This is a genomic window from Actinomycetes bacterium (assembly GCA_022396035.1).
Taxonomy (GTDB): Bacteria; Actinomycetota; Humimicrobiia; order Humimicrobiales; family Humimicrobiaceae; genus Halolacustris.
Genome location: JAIOXO010000009.1, coordinates 39,629 through 60,737 on the forward strand (window position 1 = coordinate 39,629; position 21,109 = coordinate 60,737).

At 40.1% G+C, this 21,109-nt stretch carries 22 protein-coding genes and 1 tRNA gene; all 23 read right to left on the reverse strand.

All coding sequences use genetic code 11. The features are described from left to right. Window positions 1–4 precede the first annotated feature (4 nt). Window positions 5–1,513, reverse strand: coding sequence for a sugar ABC transporter ATP-binding protein (locus K9H14_04400; protein ID MCG9479433.1), 1,509 nt, complete (start codon window positions 1,511–1,513; stop codon window positions 5–7). A 30-nt stretch (window positions 1,514–1,543) separates the two neighbouring features. After that, complete coding sequence (locus K9H14_04405) at window positions 1,544–2,650, reverse strand: sugar ABC transporter substrate-binding protein (GenBank protein MCG9479434.1); 1,107 nt, start codon at window positions 2,648–2,650, stop codon at window positions 1,544–1,546. Between the two features lie 82 nt (window positions 2,651–2,732). Further along, on the reverse strand, window positions 2,733–3,701 hold the full coding sequence (locus tag K9H14_04410; protein ID MCG9479435.1) for an ABC transporter permease: 969 nt from the start codon (window positions 3,699–3,701) through the stop codon (window positions 2,733–2,735). Between the two features lie 55 nt (window positions 3,702–3,756). Further along, window positions 3,757–4,497, reverse strand: a complete 741-nt coding sequence (locus tag K9H14_04415; GenBank protein ID MCG9479436.1) for a FadR family transcriptional regulator — start codon at window positions 4,495–4,497, stop codon at window positions 3,757–3,759. A gap of 140 nt (window positions 4,498–4,637) precedes the next feature. Further along, complete coding sequence (locus tag K9H14_04420) at window positions 4,638–5,648, reverse strand: LacI family transcriptional regulator (protein ID MCG9479437.1); 1,011 nt, start codon at window positions 5,646–5,648, stop codon at window positions 4,638–4,640. A 58-nt stretch (window positions 5,649–5,706) separates the two neighbouring features. Beyond that, window positions 5,707–6,264 (reverse strand): serine O-acetyltransferase, encoded by a 558-nt coding sequence (locus K9H14_04425; protein ID MCG9479438.1) that lies wholly within the window; start codon window positions 6,262–6,264, stop codon window positions 5,707–5,709. 5 nt (window positions 6,265–6,269) lie between these two features. Beyond that, the gene (locus K9H14_04430) at window positions 6,270–6,665 is read right to left on the reverse strand and encodes a hypothetical protein (GenBank protein MCG9479439.1); all 396 of its coding nucleotides are present in this window, start codon (window positions 6,663–6,665) and stop codon (window positions 6,270–6,272) included. Continuing rightward, on the reverse strand, window positions 6,662–7,162 hold the full coding sequence (locus tag K9H14_04435; protein MCG9479440.1) for a bifunctional nuclease family protein: 501 nt from the start codon (window positions 7,160–7,162) through the stop codon (window positions 6,662–6,664). Before K9H14_04435 ends, K9H14_04430 begins: the two co-directional genes overlap by 4 nt. A gap of 73 nt (window positions 7,163–7,235) precedes the next feature. Further along, window positions 7,236–7,808, reverse strand: a complete 573-nt coding sequence (gene hpt, locus K9H14_04440) for a hypoxanthine phosphoribosyltransferase (GenBank protein ID MCG9479441.1) — start codon at window positions 7,806–7,808, stop codon at window positions 7,236–7,238. A gap of 38 nt (window positions 7,809–7,846) precedes the next feature. Next, window positions 7,847–9,001 carry a DUF3048 domain-containing protein gene (locus K9H14_04445; GenBank protein ID MCG9479442.1) on the reverse strand — a complete coding sequence of 385 codons (1,155 nt, stop codon included), beginning with the start codon at window positions 8,999–9,001 and terminating at the stop codon, window positions 7,847–7,849. Between the two features lie 18 nt (window positions 9,002–9,019). After that, on the reverse strand, window positions 9,020–10,267 hold the full coding sequence (locus tag K9H14_04450) for a D-alanyl-D-alanine carboxypeptidase (GenBank protein ID MCG9479443.1): 1,248 nt from the start codon (window positions 10,265–10,267) through the stop codon (window positions 9,020–9,022). Further along, window positions 10,264–10,977, reverse strand: coding sequence for a MerR family DNA-binding transcriptional regulator (locus tag K9H14_04455; protein MCG9479444.1), 714 nt, complete (start codon window positions 10,975–10,977; stop codon window positions 10,264–10,266). Before K9H14_04455 ends, K9H14_04450 begins: the two co-directional genes overlap by 4 nt. A 10-nt stretch (window positions 10,978–10,987) precedes the next feature. Beyond that, window positions 10,988–11,383 carry an FHA domain-containing protein gene (locus K9H14_04460; protein ID MCG9479445.1) on the reverse strand — a complete coding sequence of 132 codons (396 nt, stop codon included), beginning with the start codon at window positions 11,381–11,383 and terminating at the stop codon, window positions 10,988–10,990. Between the two features lie 62 nt (window positions 11,384–11,445). Beyond that, window positions 11,446–12,891 carry a phosphoglucomutase/phosphomannomutase family protein gene (locus K9H14_04465; GenBank protein MCG9479446.1) on the reverse strand — a complete coding sequence of 482 codons (1,446 nt, stop codon included), beginning with the start codon at window positions 12,889–12,891 and terminating at the stop codon, window positions 11,446–11,448. Window positions 12,892–12,920: 29 nt separating this feature from the next. Then, window positions 12,921–12,998, reverse strand: a tRNA-Pro gene (locus K9H14_04470). A gap of 55 nt (window positions 12,999–13,053) precedes the next feature. Beyond that, the gene (locus K9H14_04475) at window positions 13,054–14,094 is read right to left on the reverse strand and encodes an NAD(P)-dependent glycerol-3-phosphate dehydrogenase (protein MCG9479447.1); all 1,041 of its coding nucleotides are present in this window, start codon (window positions 14,092–14,094) and stop codon (window positions 13,054–13,056) included. Further along, a complete protein-coding gene (der, locus tag K9H14_04480; GenBank protein MCG9479448.1) occupies window positions 14,091–15,407 on the reverse strand; it encodes a ribosome biogenesis GTPase Der in 1,317 nt (438 codons plus the stop codon). Before der ends, K9H14_04475 begins: the two co-directional genes overlap by 4 nt. Continuing rightward, window positions 15,400–16,434 (reverse strand): DUF512 domain-containing protein, encoded by a 1,035-nt coding sequence (locus K9H14_04485; protein ID MCG9479449.1) that lies wholly within the window; start codon window positions 16,432–16,434, stop codon window positions 15,400–15,402. The genes der and K9H14_04485 overlap by 8 nt, the downstream gene beginning before the upstream one ends. After that, the gene (ispH, locus tag K9H14_04490; protein MCG9479450.1) at window positions 16,435–17,277 is read right to left on the reverse strand and encodes a 4-hydroxy-3-methylbut-2-enyl diphosphate reductase; all 843 of its coding nucleotides are present in this window, start codon (window positions 17,275–17,277) and stop codon (window positions 16,435–16,437) included. Then, window positions 17,267–17,920 (reverse strand): 1-acyl-sn-glycerol-3-phosphate acyltransferase, encoded by a 654-nt coding sequence (locus K9H14_04495; protein MCG9479451.1) that lies wholly within the window; start codon window positions 17,918–17,920, stop codon window positions 17,267–17,269. The genes ispH and K9H14_04495 overlap by 11 nt, the downstream gene beginning before the upstream one ends. Further along, a complete protein-coding gene (cmk, locus tag K9H14_04500; GenBank protein MCG9479452.1) occupies window positions 17,907–18,599 on the reverse strand; it encodes a (d)CMP kinase in 693 nt (230 codons plus the stop codon). Before cmk ends, K9H14_04495 begins: the two co-directional genes overlap by 14 nt. An 8-nt stretch (window positions 18,600–18,607) precedes the next feature. Next, on the reverse strand, window positions 18,608–19,894 hold the full coding sequence (gene aroA / locus K9H14_04505; protein MCG9479453.1) for a 3-phosphoshikimate 1-carboxyvinyltransferase: 1,287 nt from the start codon (window positions 19,892–19,894) through the stop codon (window positions 18,608–18,610). 1 nt (window position 19,895) lies between these two features. Beyond that, window positions 19,896–21,109 (reverse strand): prephenate dehydrogenase (locus tag K9H14_04510; GenBank protein ID MCG9479454.1); only part of this gene is annotated, 1,214 nt, incomplete at its 5' end.

The window sequence follows — 21,109 nt, forward strand, 5'->3', positions numbered from 1 at the left end:
TATTTTAAATATAATAGCTTCCTATTTCCTTACTAACAATATTGTAGCTATCAGCATCTTTGTTTACTGATTCAATCTCTCCCACGATTTTCTTATCCCTGAAAATATATATACGGTTGGCGAGTGTTATTATTTCAGGCATATCTGAAGATATAAGGATTAAAGATTTACCTTCTTTGTGGGCCAGATTGTAAATAAGCTTATGTATATACTCCTTGGCACCCACGTCTACGCCAATAGTAGGCTCATCAAATATTATGATATCGCAATCAGCCACCAGCCATTTGGCGATGCTTACTTTTTGCTGGTTGCCCCCGCTCAGTTTACCTGCAATCTGGTTCAGTCCTGTAGTACGGATATCAAGGTTTTTCACCATATTATCGGCATGCTCTTTTTCTTTATTACCGTCAATAAACCTTAATATTTTACTGGCAATCTTTGGCCATATGGTAATGCTTATATTGGTTTTAACCGTACTGGTTAAGAGTAGTCCTTCTTCCTTCCTGTTTTCGGTAACATACCCTATACGGTGGCGGTAAAGGCTGTCAGCTATGGAGCGTGGATTAATCTTTTTACCCCGCAGATATACTTCTCCGGATTGTTTTCTATCCTCTCCGATTATTAACCTGGCCAACTCTGTTCTACCCGCTCCGACCAATCCATAAAACCCTAAAACCTCGCCCTTGTGCAGCTTAAAGCTTACATTCTCTGCTTTGTGCTCTTTATAAATATTTTTGGCTTCAAGTATTGAAATTTCTTTGTCAAATGAATCAAATTTATAAGATTCAATTTTTTCTTCTCTTCCTATCATCATCTTCACCAGATCCTGTTTATCTACAGAATTTATTGGTCTGGTATCAATTTTTTTACCGTCCCTAAGCACAGTTACCATCTCGCATACTCTGAATACTTCTTCCAGCTTATGGGTAACGAATAATATTATTATTCCTTTTTCTTTAAGCTCTTTCAGTATGGAAAAAAGCGTTTCTACTTCGCTTTCAGATATGGAAGATGTAGGCTCATCCAGAAGCAGTATTTTTGATTTTGATGCCAGTGATTTGGCTATCTCCACCATCTGTTTCTGGGCTACACTTAGCTCGCCTATAGGTTTGGTAGGGGGAACATGCAAACCTACCATATCCAGGTATTTTGAGGCTGTCTGGTTGATCTTTTTCCAGTTGAGTATACCGCTTTTGCCAAAGGTAGACATTTTGTCCAGCATTATGTTTTCAGCAACGCTGTATCTGGCCAGGACCTGTAGCTCCTGGTTTACCACACTGATCTCCTTGCTTAATGCATCAATGTAGTTATCTACAACCAGCTCGTTAGAATCAAGATACATCTTGCCGCTGTCAGGCTTATGGACCCCGCAAATAACCTTAATAAGGGTTGATTTGCCGGCACCATTTTCACCTAAAAGAGCATGTATCTGTCCCTGTTCAAATTCAACAGAAACATCATCCAAGGCCCTTACTCCAGGAAAAGACTTACTTATATTTTCTAACTTTAACACCTTTTAGTTCCCCCTACCAATTATATTGTTTTATTTAAAATACTCTGATTTAGCGTTATCTGCTAAATCGTACGCAGCCTGCCAAAGCTCGTCCATAAAGGTATCCAGGTTATCCTGGGTTATAACGACACCAAAGGTGTCAATAAAGGTATGGTCAGCTTTGGGCTCCATGCCATCTATTAAGTATTCAAGAAGCAGCGGAGTTACATAACCCTGGCAGTATGGATTCTGGCCAAAAGTACCGGTTATATATCCCTGTTCTACAGCTTTTAGAACGGCTGGATCATCATCAATGCCTACAAAAGCTATACTGTCATTTTCCATCTCAGTCAGTATCTGGGCTGTAGCTACAGTAGGATTATACCCTGTGGTTACTATACCGTTGATAGAATCACCACCGGCAGCCAGAGCGTTACTAACTTTTTCTGTACATTCCTCAATAGCGTTCATATCACCTATGGTTTGTACTATCTCAACATCTGGATACTGTGCTACAACTTCTTCCACACCTTCTTTTCTAAGGATAGTGTTAGGATCAGTTACTACTTCCAGAACATTAAGTATGCCGCCTTTATAGTCCATGGCTTCGCATACTCTCTCAGTAGCTTCCATAGCAGCAGCTTTTACATCGGTAGCCACTGTAAATGAAGCAGGAGTAGGCTCCTGGGTGGGAGCGCCATAGTTATTAACATATACACCCTGTGCTACCACTTCTTCATATAGACCATTGGCTCCAGCAGCATCCAGAGGGAAAACCATAAGTCCGTTGTATCCCTGGGCTATCAAAGCTTCAACCTGCTCATTTTCGGTTGGCTGGGTCCAATCGGTACCAATCTGTGAATAAACCTCCACACCGAAGTCCTCAGCATGTTTTGCCAGTCCTTTTTTTACTGATTCATAGTATGGATGAACTGCTGGCCAGTAAGAAGCAAGCTTATAGTTGCTGGTATCTGCTTCTTCAGCTGCTTCTTCTGCTACCTCTTCTACTTCTTCGGTAGCTTCCTCAGCCACTTCTTCAACCTCTTCAGCAGCTTCTTCAGCAGTTTCAGCAGTACCGGCGCAACCGCTAAGAGGAACTACTACTACCAACGATAATGCCAGTAGCATTATTATAATTTTTGATAGATGTCTTTTCATTTACTGTCACCTTTCTTCATAGTTTCATTAATAATATGGTTCAGGTTTATTATCACTACATCATATATCACCCCCATTTTTTTTACTCCAACAACCTTCTCTGGTTATAAATATTTCTTATCCTGTCAATGCCTACTGCTATAAGTATCAATAATCCCAGGTATGTCTGTTCCCAGTAAACATTGGTCTGCATTATAATAAGGCCATTTTTAATCATTACCATTATAGCTGCGCCCAGAAGTAAACCGAATGCAGTCATAGAGCCTCCGCTAAGAGCAGTACCTCCCAGAATGGCTACCGCAAATGATATAATAAGCCAATCCTGTCCGGTTACCGGGGGTGCTGTCCCCATCCTGGATATGTAAAGCACAGCAGCAAGAGCAGCTACCAAACCCGATAGAGCGTGGCTGAGCATCTTGATTTTATCTGTATTTATACCTGAAAACTTGGATGCTTCCAAATTTTCACCAACTGCCAAAATCCTTCTGCCTACCAGGGTATATTTAAAGAAAAGATAAAGAACTACCAAAGCAAAGAGGGCAAAAATAAAAATAAAGGGGATACCTACCACTCTGCCTTTTCCCAGCACAGTAAAGCTTAAAGGGATATCTACAAAGGAATAACCTTGAGTAAAACCGAAATTTATACCGGTAAAAATAAAGGAAGTGGCCAGAGTTACAATAAAAGCATTTATACCAAACTTGGCGGTGATAACTCCGTTTATAGCACCGCAGGCTATGCCTACTGCTAGTGCTGCTAGGGTAGCTACAATTCCATTCATGCCCTGGACATCCATTAAATATCCAGCAGTAATAGTAGCCAGGCCCCCTATTGCCCCTACCGAAAGGTTCATATCTCCAACTACCAGAACCAATCCCTGGGCCAGCCCAATAAACACATAAAGGGAAAGAGTTCGGCCTGTGGTATACATATTGAACGGTGTGAGGAAACTGTCAGAGAACAGAGAAAGAATTGCAAACAGTATCAGTGCCGCTATGAATAACCCGAAGTTTCCACTGGTCAAGGTATCTCTTATATAGTTTTTTTTCAATTTCTTACTCCCCTTTGCTTGTTAAAGAATTTATTAAAATAGTAATCTTGCCAATTTAATTCCTTAGCGGTTGATGCTCCAGGTCTGGTTTGGATTGCTGTATCTGTTTATAATTATTTTTTACAAATTTTAAGTGTGCCTTTATGCTATCTACAGCCTTATCCCCTTGCTTCTGTTTCAGGTATATAAATACATTATTGTGATCCTGGTAGGTTCTTTGCATAACTCCCGGTATAGCGGTAGTTTTTATAAGTATTTCGGTCATGCAATATTTTAGTAAAGGGAATATTACGTCAAAATATTTTTTTATTACCTTATTATGGGTAGCATCTGACAATTTTTGGTGAAACTGGTAATCAAGCCTTACGAATTCTTCCTTATTTTCCTTTTTTATATAAAAAGAAGTCAGCTCCAGGTTTTCTTCTATATCTTTAAGATCCTGTTCGGTGGCATTATTTATGGCTGATTGAACCACAATCGATTCAAATAATTCTCTGAATTCTAATAAATCCGGGACCAGTTCATCATCCGGCCTGTAATTAATTCTGGCTGGATTAAAGAATGAATTAATGGAAAAAGGTTTTATATATGCCCCTATCCCCGGTTTTACTTCTATAACATCTACCAGCTCCAGGGCCTGTAACGCTTCCCTAACACTGCCTCTTCCAGTATTATATATGTCGCATAGCTCATTCTGTGAGGGCAAAAGCTGGCCGGGGCTTAATTTGCCCTGTTCAATATCTTCAAGGATATGGTCAATTATTACTCTGGGTGCTTTCTTTTTTATACTCATCATACCTGTCATACAAGTATTATTGTACTTTAATATAGGCAACATTTGAGTAAAAGTCAATAATAAATTTACATATAATATAAATGTAAAACAACTATTGGTGTTAACGTTTACATTATTAAAAAAATATTATTTTGTCAAGTTTAGATCGTAGATTTCCGGATTATCAGATTGGTTCCCAGCCTGATAATTAGAGGCAGGCTGTCCTCACTAGAACTTTTCTGGCCAATTTTTTTTATTATTAATTCAGCAGCTGTATTACCCATACTGTAAACGGGCTGATTAACCGTAGTTATGGGTGGGTCGGCGATCTGGGTCCAATCGGGATTATCGAATCCCAGTATTCCAATATCTTCAGGAATCTTCAGCCCTTTCTGTTTAATTGCCAGCACCGATCCTAAAGTCATATCCAGATTAGTTATAAAAATTGCATCTGGCCCGGGACTGTCTTCTAATAATTCAGTGGTTAGATTAATCCCGCTTCTTTTCTTAAAATCACCGGTCTTAATTAAACTATTATTTATTATTTTCTTGGCTTCGGTTAAAGCCCTTATGTAACCTTCCAGTCTCTCTGCTCCTGTGGTACGGTCAGGATAGCCGTTAATAATGGCTATCCTTTCATATCCCCTGCTTATAAGGTATTTTACTGCCCGATATGAGCCTTGCTCATTATCCACCAGCACCGCATCGTTTTCCAGGCCGGGGATAAGACGGTCTACCAATACAACCTGTATTCCGGATTTTTTTAGCATTCTTATATACTCCGCATTTTTGCCGGTAGGGGTAAGGATAATACCATCTACCCGGTTAGATTTAAGAATCTTTAGATACTTTAGTTCTTTTTGTGGGTTATCGTCGCCATTACATAATATAAGGCTGTAGCCTTCATTTATGGCAACATCCTCTACCGCCTTGGCCAGAGTGGAATAAAACTGGGATAGTACATTACCCACTATGATACCCAGAATGTTTGTTTTTTTGCTTCTCAAGCTGCTGGCTACCGCATTTATTTCATAGTTGAGCTGCGAAGCTACCCGTAATACTCTTTTCCTGGTTTCCTCTTTTACTCCCGGATATTTATGCATAACCCTGGAAACAGTGGCTGTTGACACTCCTGCTTTCTGGGCTACAGTTTTGATGTTAATTCTCTTCATAGTTTAAAATATGTTAACGTTTACATAATATTAGAAAAAACATTGGAAATCAATAATGTTATAAAGATTTTTTTACAGTGGCCGGATTGCCAAATGCCAGACTGTTGGCAGGTATGGAATCCAGGATTAGAGAATGTGCTCCGATAGTTGTATTCTGGCCTATGGTAACCGGCCCCAGGGCGGTTACTCCGGTATACAATATTACATTATCTTCTATTACCGGATAGCCTGGTTCCCCGTGATGAAATATTGAATGGCCCAAGCCTCCCAACACTACATTGGAAAAGATACTCACATTGTCCCCCAGACGCACTCCCCTGCCGATGACTACCCCAGAAGGGTGCCATATCCTGCAGCCAGACCCAATTTCGGCACCTGGGTCAATTTCAGCGCCAGTTAACCAGTAATTAAACCTGCTGCATATTTCAGCTATAAGGGCCAGCCTGATACGGTAAAGCCAGTGATAAAAACGATAAAAGATTAATGCTTGAACCCCTGGTTTTACCAGTAGGATCCTTATAGCTCCCCAGATAGTAGGTTTGCCCTTGATTGTTCCATATTTACTAAACAGGCGCCTTATATCCCCCATAAGGCCGCCCTGTGTAGTTTTAGCCATATTTATTACTTGTTTATATATTTAAATATTAAACTGTGAAAATCTCTTTTGTAAAACAGCTTTATATTAATCTCAGGATAGAGTTTTTTTATCATCTTAATTTTTCTATTCTTTTTAGTAACCAGTTTCTGGTTCATGGTGGTTAGCTCTATAAACAAATCATGATCAGTCAGATAAAAATCAGGCGTGAAGCTCTCCAGTATATTGCCTTCCTCCTCCCAGCTTAAGGGAAATGTTTTAGGTTCATACTCCCATTTTATTCTATAAAAATCTAATATCCTGGCAAACTCCTTTTCGCTTTCATGGGCAAACTTTATTTTTTCTGCATTAATAAATTCTGAGTCGGGACTATTTGCTTTATTGATATTGTTTTTTACTTCTGGCCGGTTTCCTTCCATCACTCTTCTTGCTTAAAATCGTCAGGGGTTACATGCTCTAAGAAATCCTTGAACTGTGCCACTTCATCCTCTATGGTTTGTATTTCCAGCCCAGCTGATTGAATTATATGGTCAGCGGCATAAATATCACATTTGCTTCTGACCGCCAATGCTATGGCATCTGAAGGCCTGGAATCAATTTTAAGTTTACCATAGGTTTGATTTTCCATATTAATCACTGCGTAAAAAGTGTTCTCTTTAATATCACAGATTTCTATTTTGGTAATCTTGCAGGCTATTTTATCCAGTATATTTTTTATCAAATCATGGGTCATGGGCCTGGGGGTTTTAATGCTGGACATCTCCAGAGCTATAGCCGTTGCCTCAAATGCTCCAATCCATATAGGAAGATAGCGGTTCCCCTTATCCTCTTTTAAAAGTATTATAGGCTTCTGGGAGGGAAGCTCTATTCTTACTCCCTCCAGAGACATTTTTATTAGTTTTTGATTTTTTTCCTGCATAAACTTGGGTCACAATTATTTGTTATTATTATAACACTTAAACCCTTATTATAATACCGGGTATGGTACGGGATTAAGGTCTGGAGTCTCCATTTAATGATTCAATATCTTTCTTTACTGTATTTATATTTAACTCATAAATGGAATCGAGATTCCTGAATTTTTGCTTATAGTCCAGACCATAGCCAACTATATACTTTTCCCCTATACTAAAGCCCTTATATTTAATATTTATATCCGCCATTCTTCTTATATCCCTATCCAGCAGGGTGCATATTTCTATGCTTTTGGGAAACCGGGATTCCAAATTTCTTAGAAGGTAGCTGATGGTAAGTCCAGTATCTATAATATCTTCAGCAATAAGAACATCTTTGTCTTCTATGGATTCTTCAAGGTCTTTGGTTATCCTGACTACTCCCCCGCCAGTATCGGATATGCCATAAGTAGATATACCCATAAAATCGATGCTCAAAGGGAGATTGATATGCCGGATAAGATCGATTAAAAAGATAACCCCTCCACGGAGTATGCTTATTACCAGCAAATTTTTGTCAGCATAGTCACGGGTAATTTCCCGGCCCATTTCAGCAATCCTATTCTGGATGGTTGAACTGGAAAACACTACTTTTCCTATAACATCTTCAATACCGGGTTTAACTTTTAAGTGCTGTAATTCCAATTTAATTAATAGATTACTCTGTCAACGCTTTCCACCATGGAAATCCAGGTAGTTCCTCTGTTAAACAGTATATCATTTCCCTGGTCATCTTTAAAATCAAAAGGCTCGGAAACACTTTTCCTGTCCCAGGTTCCCTCAATAACCTCGCCGTCCATAAAGAAAAAGGCTTTACCCCCATTAGTGGTTCTTACTATCATATGGCCGGCATCATCACCGGAATTAGCGATATCGGTTATCATTACCACTATGTTGCTGGCAACTATCTGTTCGCCTGTTTCACGATCCATATGGGCAGCATTGCCCACATACTTAAGGTAATTATTGTTTTCGCTGTCATATTCATATACCGCCTTATACTGCTCGTATGAAAAATCTACAGTTACCTGGTCTATAGTGCCCCTTTCGGAAAGCGGTGCATCCAGCTTGAACATAAATGGAGACTGGCCGCCATCCACAGCATAACCCAGTCTCTGGGCATCTTCTTTTAATTGCAAAGTTGACATATAGCCATTATGGGGGGCAACCCTGCTGTCATCTCTCCAGTGGGATGCCTGGGCGGTAATAGAACTATTGCCGCTCTGATCGCCCAAAACGCTTAATACATCCATTCCCATATTTTCTATCAGCTTATATCCTTCAGGGTAGGTACCCCAGAATGCATAGATGGGATCAAAGCTTCGGGCTACTTCACCATAGTACTGCCGGGCGCTTCGAACTGGACCCAGCTTTTCGGCATCATAGGATGAATAGATGGCCACATATCTGGTAACTCCTCCCTCATCCACAATCTCAAACACAACATCAGCCAAACTCAGTCCGGATTGAGGCCTGGAATCAGGGCTATTTTCAATCATTACTGCTATTGGTCTGCTGTCATTTATCTGTTCCGAAATCTCCAGTCCGGATAATATATTTATATTGCCGGTAATTATTTTTTGATGCAAGCCCCCTTCAGTGCCTTCCTCTTGCTCCTGTTCTTCCTGGCCTTCTGCAGGCTGCTTATCTCCGGATGATTCCTCCTCTGCAGGCTGCTCATCCTGGGGCTGCTGCTCTACTGGTTCCTGTCCTGAACAGCCATATATGCTAAAAGTTAAAGCCATGGCCAAAGCCATAGAAACTATTATCAATTTGATAAAGATATTTTTAGTAAATGAACGCAATTTTTTACCTCCAATTTATTAAACATAAAATTTGGTCTTAAAAAATAAATTCTTAATTATTATAAATATAAATATAAAAAAGTAAAACCCAAGTGCAAAAATCATTATCTTTTTATCACGCTGCTGATTGGCAGGATTAAGATTTTGCTCTACTACCGGTTTTTCCACTGATTCATTGCTTACAAGAGAAACTTCCCTCACCATCTGGTCATTTATATAGACAGAAAGCCTTCCCAGATCCTGATTCTTTTGTACTGGAAGTTCAATTTGTTCTTCAATGCTGTATTGAAAATCTACTTTATCCTCGGCAGTGTTTATAAATTCATGATAATCCTGTGAAGGGTAAACATCTATATTGGCCTGGCTAAGACCTCCTGCACTGACTGTATCAATTTTGAGTTTGTGGTCAACTATCTGTTCAAAATTATAATTTTGGTTTACATATTCAATTAAAGAAATTGCATCCTCTTCCCTGCTCTCCCTGGTGCTGTTCAGGATTACGGTAATAAGGTCAAGCCTGTCGGAATCCGAATAAGTTACTATACAGAATCCTGCCCGGGCAGTGAAACCGGTTTTAATCCCCTTGATATAATCAAATTGAAGAAGATCATTAGTATTTTTTATTTCAATTTCTCTGCCGCTGACAGTTATGGTATCCTGGTCGGTATCCACTATTTGGGAAAACAAAGGATTATTCAGGCAGTATTTGGCTATAACCGCCAGGTCTTTGGCAGTAGACATATGTAAAGGATATACTGAATCAAGGCCATTGGTATTCTGGAAATAAGTATTGTTGGCGCCTATTTCCTTTGCCTTTTTATTCATGACTTTTACAAATTCTTCTTCGCTTCCGGATATGTGCTCTGCCAGGGCAATGGTAGCGTTGTTATGGGAACAGATTAAAGCAGCCTTTAGTAGATCCAATACGCTTACCTTATCCCCTCTTTTGAAAGTGAAAGCAGAATGATTTCTGCCATCGGCATTTTCACTTATCTCTGCAACCTGGCTGAGATCGCCTACTGTTTCAATAGCAATTATGGCGGTTAACATCTTGGTGGTACTGGCAGGATACATCCTGCGGTAGCTATTCTTCTCCCATAGTATTTTCCCGGTTTCAGCTTCCATTACCAGCGCTGATTCTGCGGTGATCTCCGGGCCTGGTTCCCCATACAGCTGACCGTAGAATAAAAAAGAAAGAAACAATACCACAAATACTAAAAAGAGGCTGGTAATGAATTTTTTAAGCAGTACCCTGTAGCCTATCATTTATGCTGTTCCAAAAATTTACGGTTTTTTCTTTTTACCAGTAAGCTATAAAAATTATTAAGATGTGAATCCAGCTGGCCCATGATCTTCTGGCCATTTTTATGTGATTCTTTACTGGAAGATAAAAACAGGGGCAGCACTATTTGCTGAATGAAAGATGAATGCCTGTTGGCAAAATTGTCAAACATTTTAAGGTGTTTGATATGTATTCCATATTTTTCAAGCTGGGCAGCGATTTTTATAACATCCAGGTCATCGCTGGATATCATATCCCGTTCCCCTTCTTTTTGAGTTTCTATTATATTGTCTTCCACCAGCTCATTTATGTAAGAAGCGCTGATACTGTATCTGTCGGCAGCTTCTCCCAGTGTAAGGGATTTGGGTTCTGCTTCCTCATATTGTTCTCCCAGCTTAAGCTGCATATCCTTTAGCAGCTTGTTTTCATCATTCTGGGTGGAGAAATCTACAGTTTCAATTTTTTCTTTAACTACATCAAGAGGCATATAATATTCTTTTTGCATCTTAAGTATAAAGTTAATCTTCTTTATATCCAGGGCAGAATAAATCCGGTACTTATTTTCGGCCCTGTCGGGATTAATAAGGCCCCTGGATTCCAAAAACCGCAGTTTACTGGAACTTATATCCGGATATACCTCCTTCAATTTTTCTACCAGCTCGCCAATGGTTAAGTATTTTTTATTATCTTCCATATCCTATTGTTTAGGTTGTAAAATATAAAAATATGTATTTACCTATTTGAACCCTGTCGCCGCTTTTCAATAAGCAGCTATCCACCCTTTCACCGTTAACATAGCTTCCATTAAGGCTGCCGGCATCTTCTAGGGCCAAACCTTCCTTTTGGCTGTTGATAAAGGCATGCTGCCTGGAAACCGTAATATCGTCCAAAAATATATCAGATTCAGGACTTCTGCCTACGGATATTGAGTCTTTATTTATAAAGAACTTCTCTCCAATATTGGGGCCTTTTATTACCAGAAAACCATTTCTGCCCTTGGGCACTTCTTTCAGGTCCTCAATAATTCTGGCCTTTATTTCATCAGAAAGATCAACCTGCTGTTCCCTTATTGATTCTGTATTATTTATATCCTTGTCCATGATAGATAATATCTGGTTATGTTTATTATATATTATATATTATTTTGCCCGGAAACTATAATTTATTTTATTAGATTATTAATCTTTTTTTCTACAAAATTTTTAATTAAATTAAAGTCATTCTGGTCGGTTGTTTCAATATAGCATCGTATGAGGGGTTCAGTCCCCGAAGGCCTTATAAGCAGCCACCCCTTGTATTTTTTTAGAATAAGTTTAACCCCGTCTAAGGTGTTAATTTCGGTAACCCGGTTATCACCTATATCGGCATCTTTTAAGCTCCTGAAGAATTTAATGATATCAGATTTCTTGTTCTGTGGGATTTCCAGATCCAGTCTCAGGTTGTAAAAAGTGCCAAACTGATTATAAATTTCATTAAGATAATCAGAAAGATAGGGGCCTTTTCTATTTTTCTTCAGAAAAGACTGTATCTCCAGCAGCAGTAAATTTGCCAGTAAACCGTCTTTTTCCGGTATATGGCCCTTGATGCTTAAACCGCCGCTTTCTTCCCCGCCTATTAATACCTGTTCCTCCAGCATAGCTTTTCCTATGTGTTTAAATCCCACCGGGGTCTCTTTTACCTTCAGGCCCTTCTTTTTGCAGATTTCGTCTATTAGATGAGTGGTAGCAACTGTTCTTACTGCCATGTCTTCCTGGTCGAATTTTCCAGTTTCAGTTAAGTAAAAAAGAATAATGGAAATTACATTATTGGGGCTTATATATTCTCCCCTGGCGTCTATTACTCCAAACCGGTCGGCGTCACCATCCAGGGCTATCCCTATATCCAGATTTTCTTTTTTAACAATTTCATATAGCCGGGTCAGGTTACTTTTGGAAGGTTCAGGAAGCTTGCCGCCGAACAAGGGATCCCTGAAGTTGTTTATAACCGTTGCATTAAGCTCCAAATGCTGGTTGAGTATTTCCGGAAGCAGCCTGCTGCCGGACCCGTACATGGTATCTGCTGCCACTGCGGGCTTATATTCTAAAATAAGGTCAGTGTCAACCAGTTCCAGCAACTTATCCACATAGGAGTGAAAGTCGCTGACAGTTACTAATTCTGCCCTGTCCCGGTGGTTTAAGCTTTCGGCACCATTGTCCAGCTGGCCTATATGCTTCTCAATACTCCCGGTGATCTGTTCATCAGCCGGTCCGGCATAATGAGGGATAAATTTTATTCCATTATATCGGGGAGGGTTGTGGCTAGCAGTAAACATTAAAGCTCCGTCCAAATCCAGCTGTCTGACCATAAAGGCAGTCACCGGTGTGGGCACTGATTCAGAAGATAAAAAAACTTTTATACCTTCATCAGCAATTATACCGGCAGCTTTTTGGGCGAAATCTTCAGATAAAAATCGATTGTCATAGCCTATAAATATCCCTTTATGTCCGGAATTTTGACTTTTTAGATGCCTGCAGATTGCCCTGGTTACCAGGCCTACATTATCGAAAGTGAAATCCTGAGCAATAACCGATCTCCAACCGTCGGTGCCAAATTTTATGCTACTGTTCATGAGCTCCCTTAAAATTATGCTTAAATAAATGGTCGGGACGAGAGGATTTGAACCTCCGACCCCCAGTACCCCATACTGGTGCGCTAGCCAAACTGCGCCACGTCCCGAAAATTTATAATTATTCTAGAATATATAAGTTTAATAGTAAAGTAAAACCAAATTTTAAAACTGCTCAATTTCAGGTTTAAACTTTCTATTCATCAAACTAAAAACGCTGTCTTTGGGGTCAGCACCCCGGTAGAGTATATTATAAATACAGAGAGTTATGGGAACATCTATTTTCATCTGCCTGGATAACCGGTACACAACTTTGGCAGTGTTATAGCCCTCGGCAACCATATACATCTGCTTTCGTACCAGATCGGGTTTATTTCCCTCTGCTATTTTTTGTCCCAACAGCCTATTCCTGCTGCTGGAGTTAAAACAGGTGGTAATAAGGTCACCCATCCCGGAAATTCCAGAAAAAGTAAGAGCCCTGGCACCCATTTTTATCCCAAACCTGGTAATCTCATAAAGACCCCGGGTAACCAGGGCGGCCTTGGTATTGGTACCATATCCCAGTCCGTCTGAAATGCCGGCGGAAATGGCAATAATGTTTTTAACCGCAGCCCCTATTTCCACCCCGATAAGGTCCTGGTTGGTATATATCCTGAAATAATCTGTTGAAAACTTTGACTGCAGCCAGCCGGTAAGTTTTTGGTTGGGTGAAGCAAGGGTAGATACGCTGGGAAGTTTCTTTGCAATTTCTGAAGATATATTCGGTCCGGACAGGCAGGCAATAGCTGATTTTAATCTAACCGGAAGAGTCTGGCCCATTACTTCCGACAACCTCAGATTGGTATCCAGCTCAAAACCTTTAGCCACATTTACCACTGCCCTTAAATTTCTCTGCCGGTCCAGGCAATCATAGAACAGCTTTACAGAAGATCTGAGAGCATGTGAGGGCACTGCAAAAATTACCACATCTATAGTCTGTTTAAAGTTGTCAATATCATGAAAAGCAGTTACATTGGAGGGCAGCTGGAGGTCGGGGGCATACCGGGAATTTTTACCTTCCTTTAATATCTGGTTTAAGGTTTCCTTATTTCTTACCCATAGCCAGATATCATGACCTTTTTCTGCCAGCACTACCGAGAGAGTAGTACCCCAGCTTCCAGCTCCCACAATTAAAATGTTTAACCTGTCTCTGTTTGCTGTATTCAATGTTTAGACCTGATAATAATGGGGGTTCCAATAAAACCAAAAATTTCCCTTATATGATTTTCTATATATCTTTTTATATTAGTTTTTTTATTGATATTGATATTAGAAAAAACAAAAAACACCGGCGGGGCCTCCCTGACCTGTCTTATAAACTTAATCTTGAATTTCTTACCCTTTGAATATATGGTGCTTTCAGGGTCCAGGCCCTTAAACAGCTTCATCAGTTTATTCTCGGCTATCCTTCTTTGCCGTTCTTCCATCAACAGGTCAATGGTATCTATAATATCTTTCATTCCCTTTTTGTTTAAAGCACTGACTTTCAGGAAAGGTATATAAGAAGCAAAATCAAGTTTTTTATCCAGATCAGTTATAAGCTTCTTTAACTGCTGGTCATCTATAATATCAATTTTGTTAATGACAATGCAGATGCTAACCCCCTTCTCTATACAGGAATTAACTATCTTAATATCCTGCTTGCTGGCACCATTTTCAGCATCAATAAGTACCAGGCTGATATCAGAGTTTTCAATAGCCCTGATACTTCTCAGTTTACTGTAATATTCCAGATCTTCCTGGTTTAATTTACTCTTCTTTATTCCGGCGGTGTCAATAAATTTATACTGGCTGTCGCCAATGGCAATAATGCTGTCAATGCTGTCCCTGGTAGTGCCTTCCACCTGGTCCACTATGGCTCTTTCCTGTCCTATTATGCTGTTAAACAGGGTTGATTTACCTACATTGGGCTTGCCCAGTATGGATATACGGGGAATATTATCTTCGCATATTACCTCTTGCCTGTCCGGATAGAATTTCAGTATGGCCTCCACTGCCTCATCCAGTAAATCTCCTATTCCTATCCCCTGTATGGCTGAAACCTTAAAGGGGTATCCAAATCCAAACTTCAGGTAATCTTCAGTAAAATATGAACCCTGAGGATTATCCCATTTACTGGCCACCATAATTATTGTTTTTCCGGATTTTCTTAAAATCTGGGCAATTTCCTGATCCAGGGCAGATACTGGCTGGGTTATATCTACCACAAACATTATTATATTGGCTTCATCTATAGCCTGCTTGGTCTGTACATATATTTGAAGGGCCAGTTTTTGTTTGGACCCAGGGTCAATTCCTCCGGTATCCATGATATAAAAACTTACTCCATTCCAGTCTGTAGAATAGTATTTCCTGTCCCTGGTTATCATGGGTTGATGGGATATTATAGCATCCCGGGTCTGGCAGATACGATTAATTAAAGTGGATTTTCCTGCATTCGGCTTACCCACCACTGCAATTTTAGGTATATTTTTATCCATATTTATGTAATACTCCTGTTAATTTATTAGCATTTTCTTCAATACTTATTAGTTTAGCATTAATACCCAAAATATGCTCTTTCTTATAGCCATCCAATGTCAGGCCGTCCTGGTTAAAAATACAATCAGATATAATTATCCGGGAATAATTTTTAAAATCAATGGTTTTTAATTCCTTTAAAATATCGCTGCCGCTCAATAATCCTGTAGCCTTGATGGTGGTACCAAAAAAATTATTCTTTACCGTTAGCAGTTTAAAACCTGAATCATATCCCAGTTCCAGGGCAAGCTGCTTGTAAACATAGCTGCCGTATTCAGAGGTAACCAGCAGCATACCGGCCCCATATTTCCCCTTTACCTCTTTTTTAAAGGCATGTATGAATTCTCTGCTCTTGCCTACCCCGTTATTTATCTGGCAGAAATCATAATATGACCGGTACCCGGGGAAACCCCGGCGGGCAATTATATAGAACTCATCAGAAAGAAAAACCCGGTGGTAACTTTTATGCTGCTGGTTAAAATTATCTACCAGCCCTATGGTTTCTGTCGCCAAACTGTAATCCACAGACATAAGCCGGGGGTTATGATTAAATCTGGTAAGCCCTACTGGAACTATGCCTATAGATTTTACACTTCTGTAACCGGATATCAGTTCCTCCAGGGTTTCAATAAGAGCGTTTCCATCATTTATATGGGGACATAGTACTACCTGGACATGCATATCTATTGAATTTTTACCCAGAGTTTTAAAATTTTGAAGCCCGGTTAAATGATTGTCGGTGCCAAAAATTAATTTTCTTATTTTATGGTTAAGACTATGCACCGACAGGTATAAAGGCTCCAGCCGTGAAGCAATAATTTTTTTTATATCTGCCTGACTAAGGTTGGAAAGGGTTATAAAGTTGCCGTACATATAGGAAAGCAGGAAATCATCATCTTTTACATAAAGGGTTTTACGCAGTCCCCGGGGAAGTTGGTTTACAAAACAGAATATGCATCGGTTATTACAGGTTCTAATCTTCTCCATCTAGCAGGCCTCAAGAAATTTTTTAACCTCTAATATATGGTCATGGGGAGTAGAAGCTCCTCCACTCAAGCCTACTTTTTTAACCCCTTTTAGCCACTTTTTATCAATTTCTTTGTAGCTCTGTATATGTCTGGTATTGGGATTAACTTCCCTGGCAATATCAGCAAGATGGGTGGTATTTGCAGAATTTTTCCCTCCCACTATAAGCATTAGATCAACTCCGGCCGCAAGTTTCCTGGCTTCCTGCTGACGGCGTTTGGTGGTATTGCATATAGTATTTATCACTTTTAGCTGCTGGGCAAAATCCAGCAGCGGATCCACAATTTCCTTTAATTTTTCCAGGGTCTGGGTGGTTTGGACAATTACCCCTATTTTTTTTCGACTGGAAGGAATCCGCGCAAGATCTGCCTTGGTCTGGGCCACAATAATTTTATCAGATTCAACCTGTTCTTTAATGCCTGTTACTTCAGGGTGATCCCTGGTCCCCACCAGCACCACAAAATACCCCTGATTACTTAAATCTTTTGCTTTCTGCTGTGCTGTTTTTACAAAAGGACAGGTGGCATCTACAGTGGAAATGCCCTTTTCATTTAGTTTTTTTATGGCAGAAGGAGGCAGCCCATGTGACCTTATAACTACCAGACTGCCCTCAGGTATCTGTTCGATATTGCTTACCGAATGGATACCCTTCCGGTCCAGTTCCTCTACCACTATAGGATTGTGTATGATTTGCCCCAGAGTAAAAACTTTTCTTGGTTCATTTTTAAGGGTATCTTCAGCCATAGACAGGGCCCTTTTTACTCCAAAACAATATCCTGCCAAATCAGCGATCTCAATCTTCATTTATTTCCTTCAGTAATTTTTTAATAGAATCCATAACCTGGTCCACTATTACCTGACTGGCCTGTTTGCGGCCATATTCCTGTTTTATGCCTTTAACATCAATCAAATCACCAGCAATCATTTTTATCTGTGGAAAAAAAAGTCTCTTATGGGGTTTCTGGATAATTTTATTGGCCCCGGCTATAGCCAGCGGTATTATGGGAGCATCAGACATAACAGCCAGCATTCCTACCCCTCTTTTACCCTCTTTAACCTGACCATCCACCGATCTTGTGCCTTCCGGAAACAGACCCAGTGCCTGCCCGTCTTCCAGTATCTTTAAGGAAGTTCTTATGCTGCTGGTATCCCCGGAAGTGCGGTTAACCGGAAAAGAATTAAAAAAGGTAACCAGTCGTGCCAAAAACCGGTTACTGAATAATTCTCTTTTGGCCATAAAATAAACGTACCTGCCTATATTTGACCCTATTACTAACGGATCGATGTAGCTGATATGGTTTGAACAGATTAAAAGCTTGCCGTTAAGTGGTATCTTTTCAAAATTACACTTTTTTACCCTGAAAGGAAGCCTGAAAAACCATTTTATAAAAAACAAAACGAAAATATAGAAGAATCTGTATAACTTTCCATGCTTAGTTCTTAACATTTACTCTTTCCCGGTACAGCTGCTTAATATTATCTACAACCTCCCTTATGCTCATGCCGGTAGTGTCCATGGTTATCCCCCCCTCGGGAACCATCAAGGGGCTATCTTTACGGTTACTGTCAATATTATCCCTGCTCCTGATTTCTTTTTCTATATGATATTTATCCGCTTTTTCTCCCTTTTTGGATATTTGGAGTAATCTTCTTTTAATCCTTTCTTCCAGGCTGGCGGTCAAAAATATCTTTAATGAAGCCTGGGGAAAAACCACGCTTCCGGTATCTCTTCCCTCTAAAACTGCCTGTCCCCGGGAAGCCGTTTCCCTCTGAAGTTTTACCAGGTACCTTCTCACTGCTGAAAGCTTGGAAACAATTGATACTGCTCCCCCTACCTGCTTGCTCCTGATATCTTCAGTTACATCGCGGCCGTCAATGGTTACTGACGTATATTTGAATTCATCAGCTACAGAATTATCAAGTTGAAGGTCAACTCCTTCCAGCAGCTTAACTATGTTTACTTCGTCATTTAGATCTATACCATTTTCTATTGCCAGCAGGGTGGCTGCTCTGTACATTGCTCCTGTATCTATATATTTTAACTTAAGCTCTTTGGCCAGAAGTTTAGCTATCGTACTTTTTCCGCTTCCAGCAGGCCCGTCAATGGTTATTATATTATTGTCCACATCAAACCTCACCTTTTATGTTTGTTTAATTTATCAAAAAAATTAGGAAAAGAAGTGTTTATGCATCCGGTATCATCAATTACCGCCCCCTGTTTACCCAGAAGAGAAAGTATGGCACAGGACATGGCAATTCGATGGTCGCCAAAACTTTTAAGCCGTGCATAAGAAGGCCTAAAATCCGGGTCTCCCTTTATGGTAAGGCCATCCGGCTCCTGGCTTATATCTACACCCATTTTCAGAAATTGACTGTATATAGCATTAATCCTATCGCTTTCCTTATGCCTTAACTCCCCTGCCCCGGTTATAACTGTCTTGCCCCTGGCTTTTGAGACTGCTACGCATAGTATGGGTATTTCATCAATAATATTGGGAACATTCTTCTTATCTATAGGAATGGCCTGCAGCTTGCTGGAAAAAACTTCAATGTCTGCTACCGGTTCGTTATTAAGGATTCTCTTATTTTTTATCCTGATATCTGCGCCCATATCCATAAGTATCTTTAGAAAATAGCTTCTGGTCTGGTTGATACCGATATCTCTAAGGGTTACGTGGGAATCATCCAGTATGAGGCAGGCTACTATAAAATAAGCAGCCGAAGAAATATCGCCAGGTACAAAGATATCCTTTCCCCTGATCCGGCTGCCGGAATTAATTTCAGAGTATTGCCCGTCAAATTTAATATCGGCGCCAAAATACTGCAGCATTCTTTCGGTATGATCTCTGGATACCGCCGGTTGGCTTATTTTGGTAGTCCCTTTACAGTTTAGGGCCGCTATAAGCAAGCAGGACTTAACCTGGGCGCTGGCCACGGAAATATTGAACTGCTTGGCCATCAATTTCTTGCCACCCAGTATAACCAGGGGAGCAAACCGATTGTTATCCCGCCCATAAATGGCCGCTCCCATTTGCCGCAGGGGTTCAATTATTCTATCCATGGGCCTGCGGTTTATGGAGCTGTCACCACTTAAAACTGACATGAAGGGCGCTGCTGCCAGCAGACCGCTGATAAGCCTGATAGTAGTACCTGAATTTCCTACATACAGAATATCATCGGGCTCACTCAGCCCGTCCATTCCCCTGCCGTATACGGTAATGGATTGATTTTCAATTATTATCTTAATCTGTAATTTTTTTAAAACCTCCAGGGTACTCAGGCAGTCTTCAGAAAAAAGGAAGTTTTTTATTATTACCTTCTGGCTGGTCATGGCCGACAGGATGGCGCTTCTATGGGAAATAGACTTATCGCCGGGGATTTCTATAGTGCCTGTAATTTTTTCAGCTCCCTTGATCTCCATTTTATTCCCCGATAACCTTTTTTACAGTTGCCTGAAATCCCTTACGGGCCAATGCCTTCTTGGCTATATTGCCTGCACCCGAACCCTGTACCAGTACTTTCAATATACCACCGCCGCTATATTCGGTAGAATGGAATATGGAAATATCTTCTATATTTATTCCGCTCGAACTTATAGCCAGGGTAATATCACTCAATATACCCGGGGTATCTGTCATGGCTATCCTTACTTCATAAAGGTTGGAGATATCCTTTTCCACATACTTGGGCAGGTTCATTCTGGCCTCTTTGGCCTTAAGGTAATGATGTTTTATGTATTCGGAGCTATTTTCAGAAAGGCTGGTCTTAAAATTTTTCAAATAATTTATGTATCCATCAATGACATTAATTATTTCTTCCTTGTTTTCCATGGTTATATCAACCCACATTTTAGGATTTGAGGCAGCAATCCTGGTCATATCCCGGAAACCCCCTGCACATAATTTAAACAGGTTTTTTAGTTTTTTCTGTTCATCATCAATAAAATCAACCAGGTTTGCTGAAAGAACATGGGGCATATGGCTTATAAGGGCTACAATTTTATCATGCTCCTGGGGAGAAATGGTTATGACCTTGGAGCCCATCCGGGTAAACAGCGAATGCAGGGCCAACAATGGCTTGGTGGCAGTTTTATCGGTGGGAGTAAGCACATAGAAAGCATTTCTGAACAGATCCGGGGTTGCACTTAGCACTCCTTCATTTTCGGAACCGGCCATAGGGTGTCCCCCTATAAATACCACATTGTCCGGCAGTATCTTCTGCATCTGCTCCACAATCTTTTTTTTAGCACTTCCCACATCGGTCAGTATTGCTCCTGGCTTAAGCTTATCCTTTATACTGCCGGCAACATTGATAATCTCACTAATGGGTGTGGCTATTATTACCAGATCAGCATCTTTTACTGCATCCTCTATACTGCTGGAAACCGAATCTATTATATTTCTGTATTTAGCTATATTCATGGAATCCAGACTGGAATCAAATCCTTTAATCTGAAAACCGTTATTTAAGTTTTTTAAAGAAAGAGCCAGTGAACCACCGATAAGACCCAGGCCTATTACGCATATGTTTTTTATATCCTTCATGATGACCTTTAGTAAATGATTGAATTTCTTTAATAGATTAACCATTATACTTTTTAAGCCAAAAAAAATAAACAACCTGGACAAATTTATAT

Bases quoted from the DNA above. Each gene is read 5' to 3' on its own strand.
- K9H14_04495 (MCG9479451.1), bottom strand. From the start codon at position 17,920: ATGTTAAGAACTAAGCATGGAAAGTTATACAGATTCTTCTATATTTTC.
- K9H14_04435 (MCG9479440.1), bottom strand. From the start codon at position 7,162: ATGCAGGAAAAAAATCAAAAACTAATAAAAATGTCTCTGGAGGGAGTA.
- K9H14_04415 (MCG9479436.1), bottom strand. From the start codon at position 4,497: ATGATGAGTATAAAAAAGAAAGCACCCAGAGTAATAATTGACCATATC.
- K9H14_04460 (MCG9479445.1), bottom strand. From the start codon at position 11,383: ATGGACAAGGATATAAATAATACAGAATCAATAAGGGAACAGCAGGTT.
- aroA (MCG9479453.1), bottom strand. From the start codon at position 19,894: ATGGAGATCAAGGGAGCTGAAAAAATTACAGGCACTATAGAAATCCCC.
- K9H14_04465 (MCG9479446.1), bottom strand. From the start codon at position 12,891: ATGAACAGTAGCATAAAATTTGGCACCGACGGTTGGAGATCGGTTATT.
- K9H14_04455 (MCG9479444.1), bottom strand. From the start codon at position 10,977: ATGGAAGATAATAAAAAATACTTAACCATTGGCGAGCTGGTAGAAAAA.
- K9H14_04450 (MCG9479443.1), bottom strand. From the start codon at position 10,267: ATGATAGGCTACAGGGTACTGCTTAAAAAATTCATTACCAGCCTCTTT.
- K9H14_04405 (MCG9479434.1), bottom strand. From the start codon at position 2,650: ATGAAAAGACATCTATCAAAAATTATAATAATGCTACTGGCATTATCG.
- K9H14_04420 (MCG9479437.1), bottom strand. From the start codon at position 5,648: ATGAAGAGAATTAACATCAAAACTGTAGCCCAGAAAGCAGGAGTGTCA.
- der (MCG9479448.1), bottom strand. From the start codon at position 15,407: ATGGATAAAAATATACCTAAAATTGCAGTGGTGGGTAAGCCGAATGCA.
- K9H14_04485 (MCG9479449.1), bottom strand. From the start codon at position 16,434: ATGGAGAAGATTAGAACCTGTAATAACCGATGCATATTCTGTTTTGTA.
- K9H14_04425 (MCG9479438.1), bottom strand. From the start codon at position 6,264: ATGGCTAAAACTACACAGGGCGGCCTTATGGGGGATATAAGGCGCCTG.
- ispH (MCG9479450.1), bottom strand. From the start codon at position 17,277: ATGAAGATTGAGATCGCTGATTTGGCAGGATATTGTTTTGGAGTAAAA.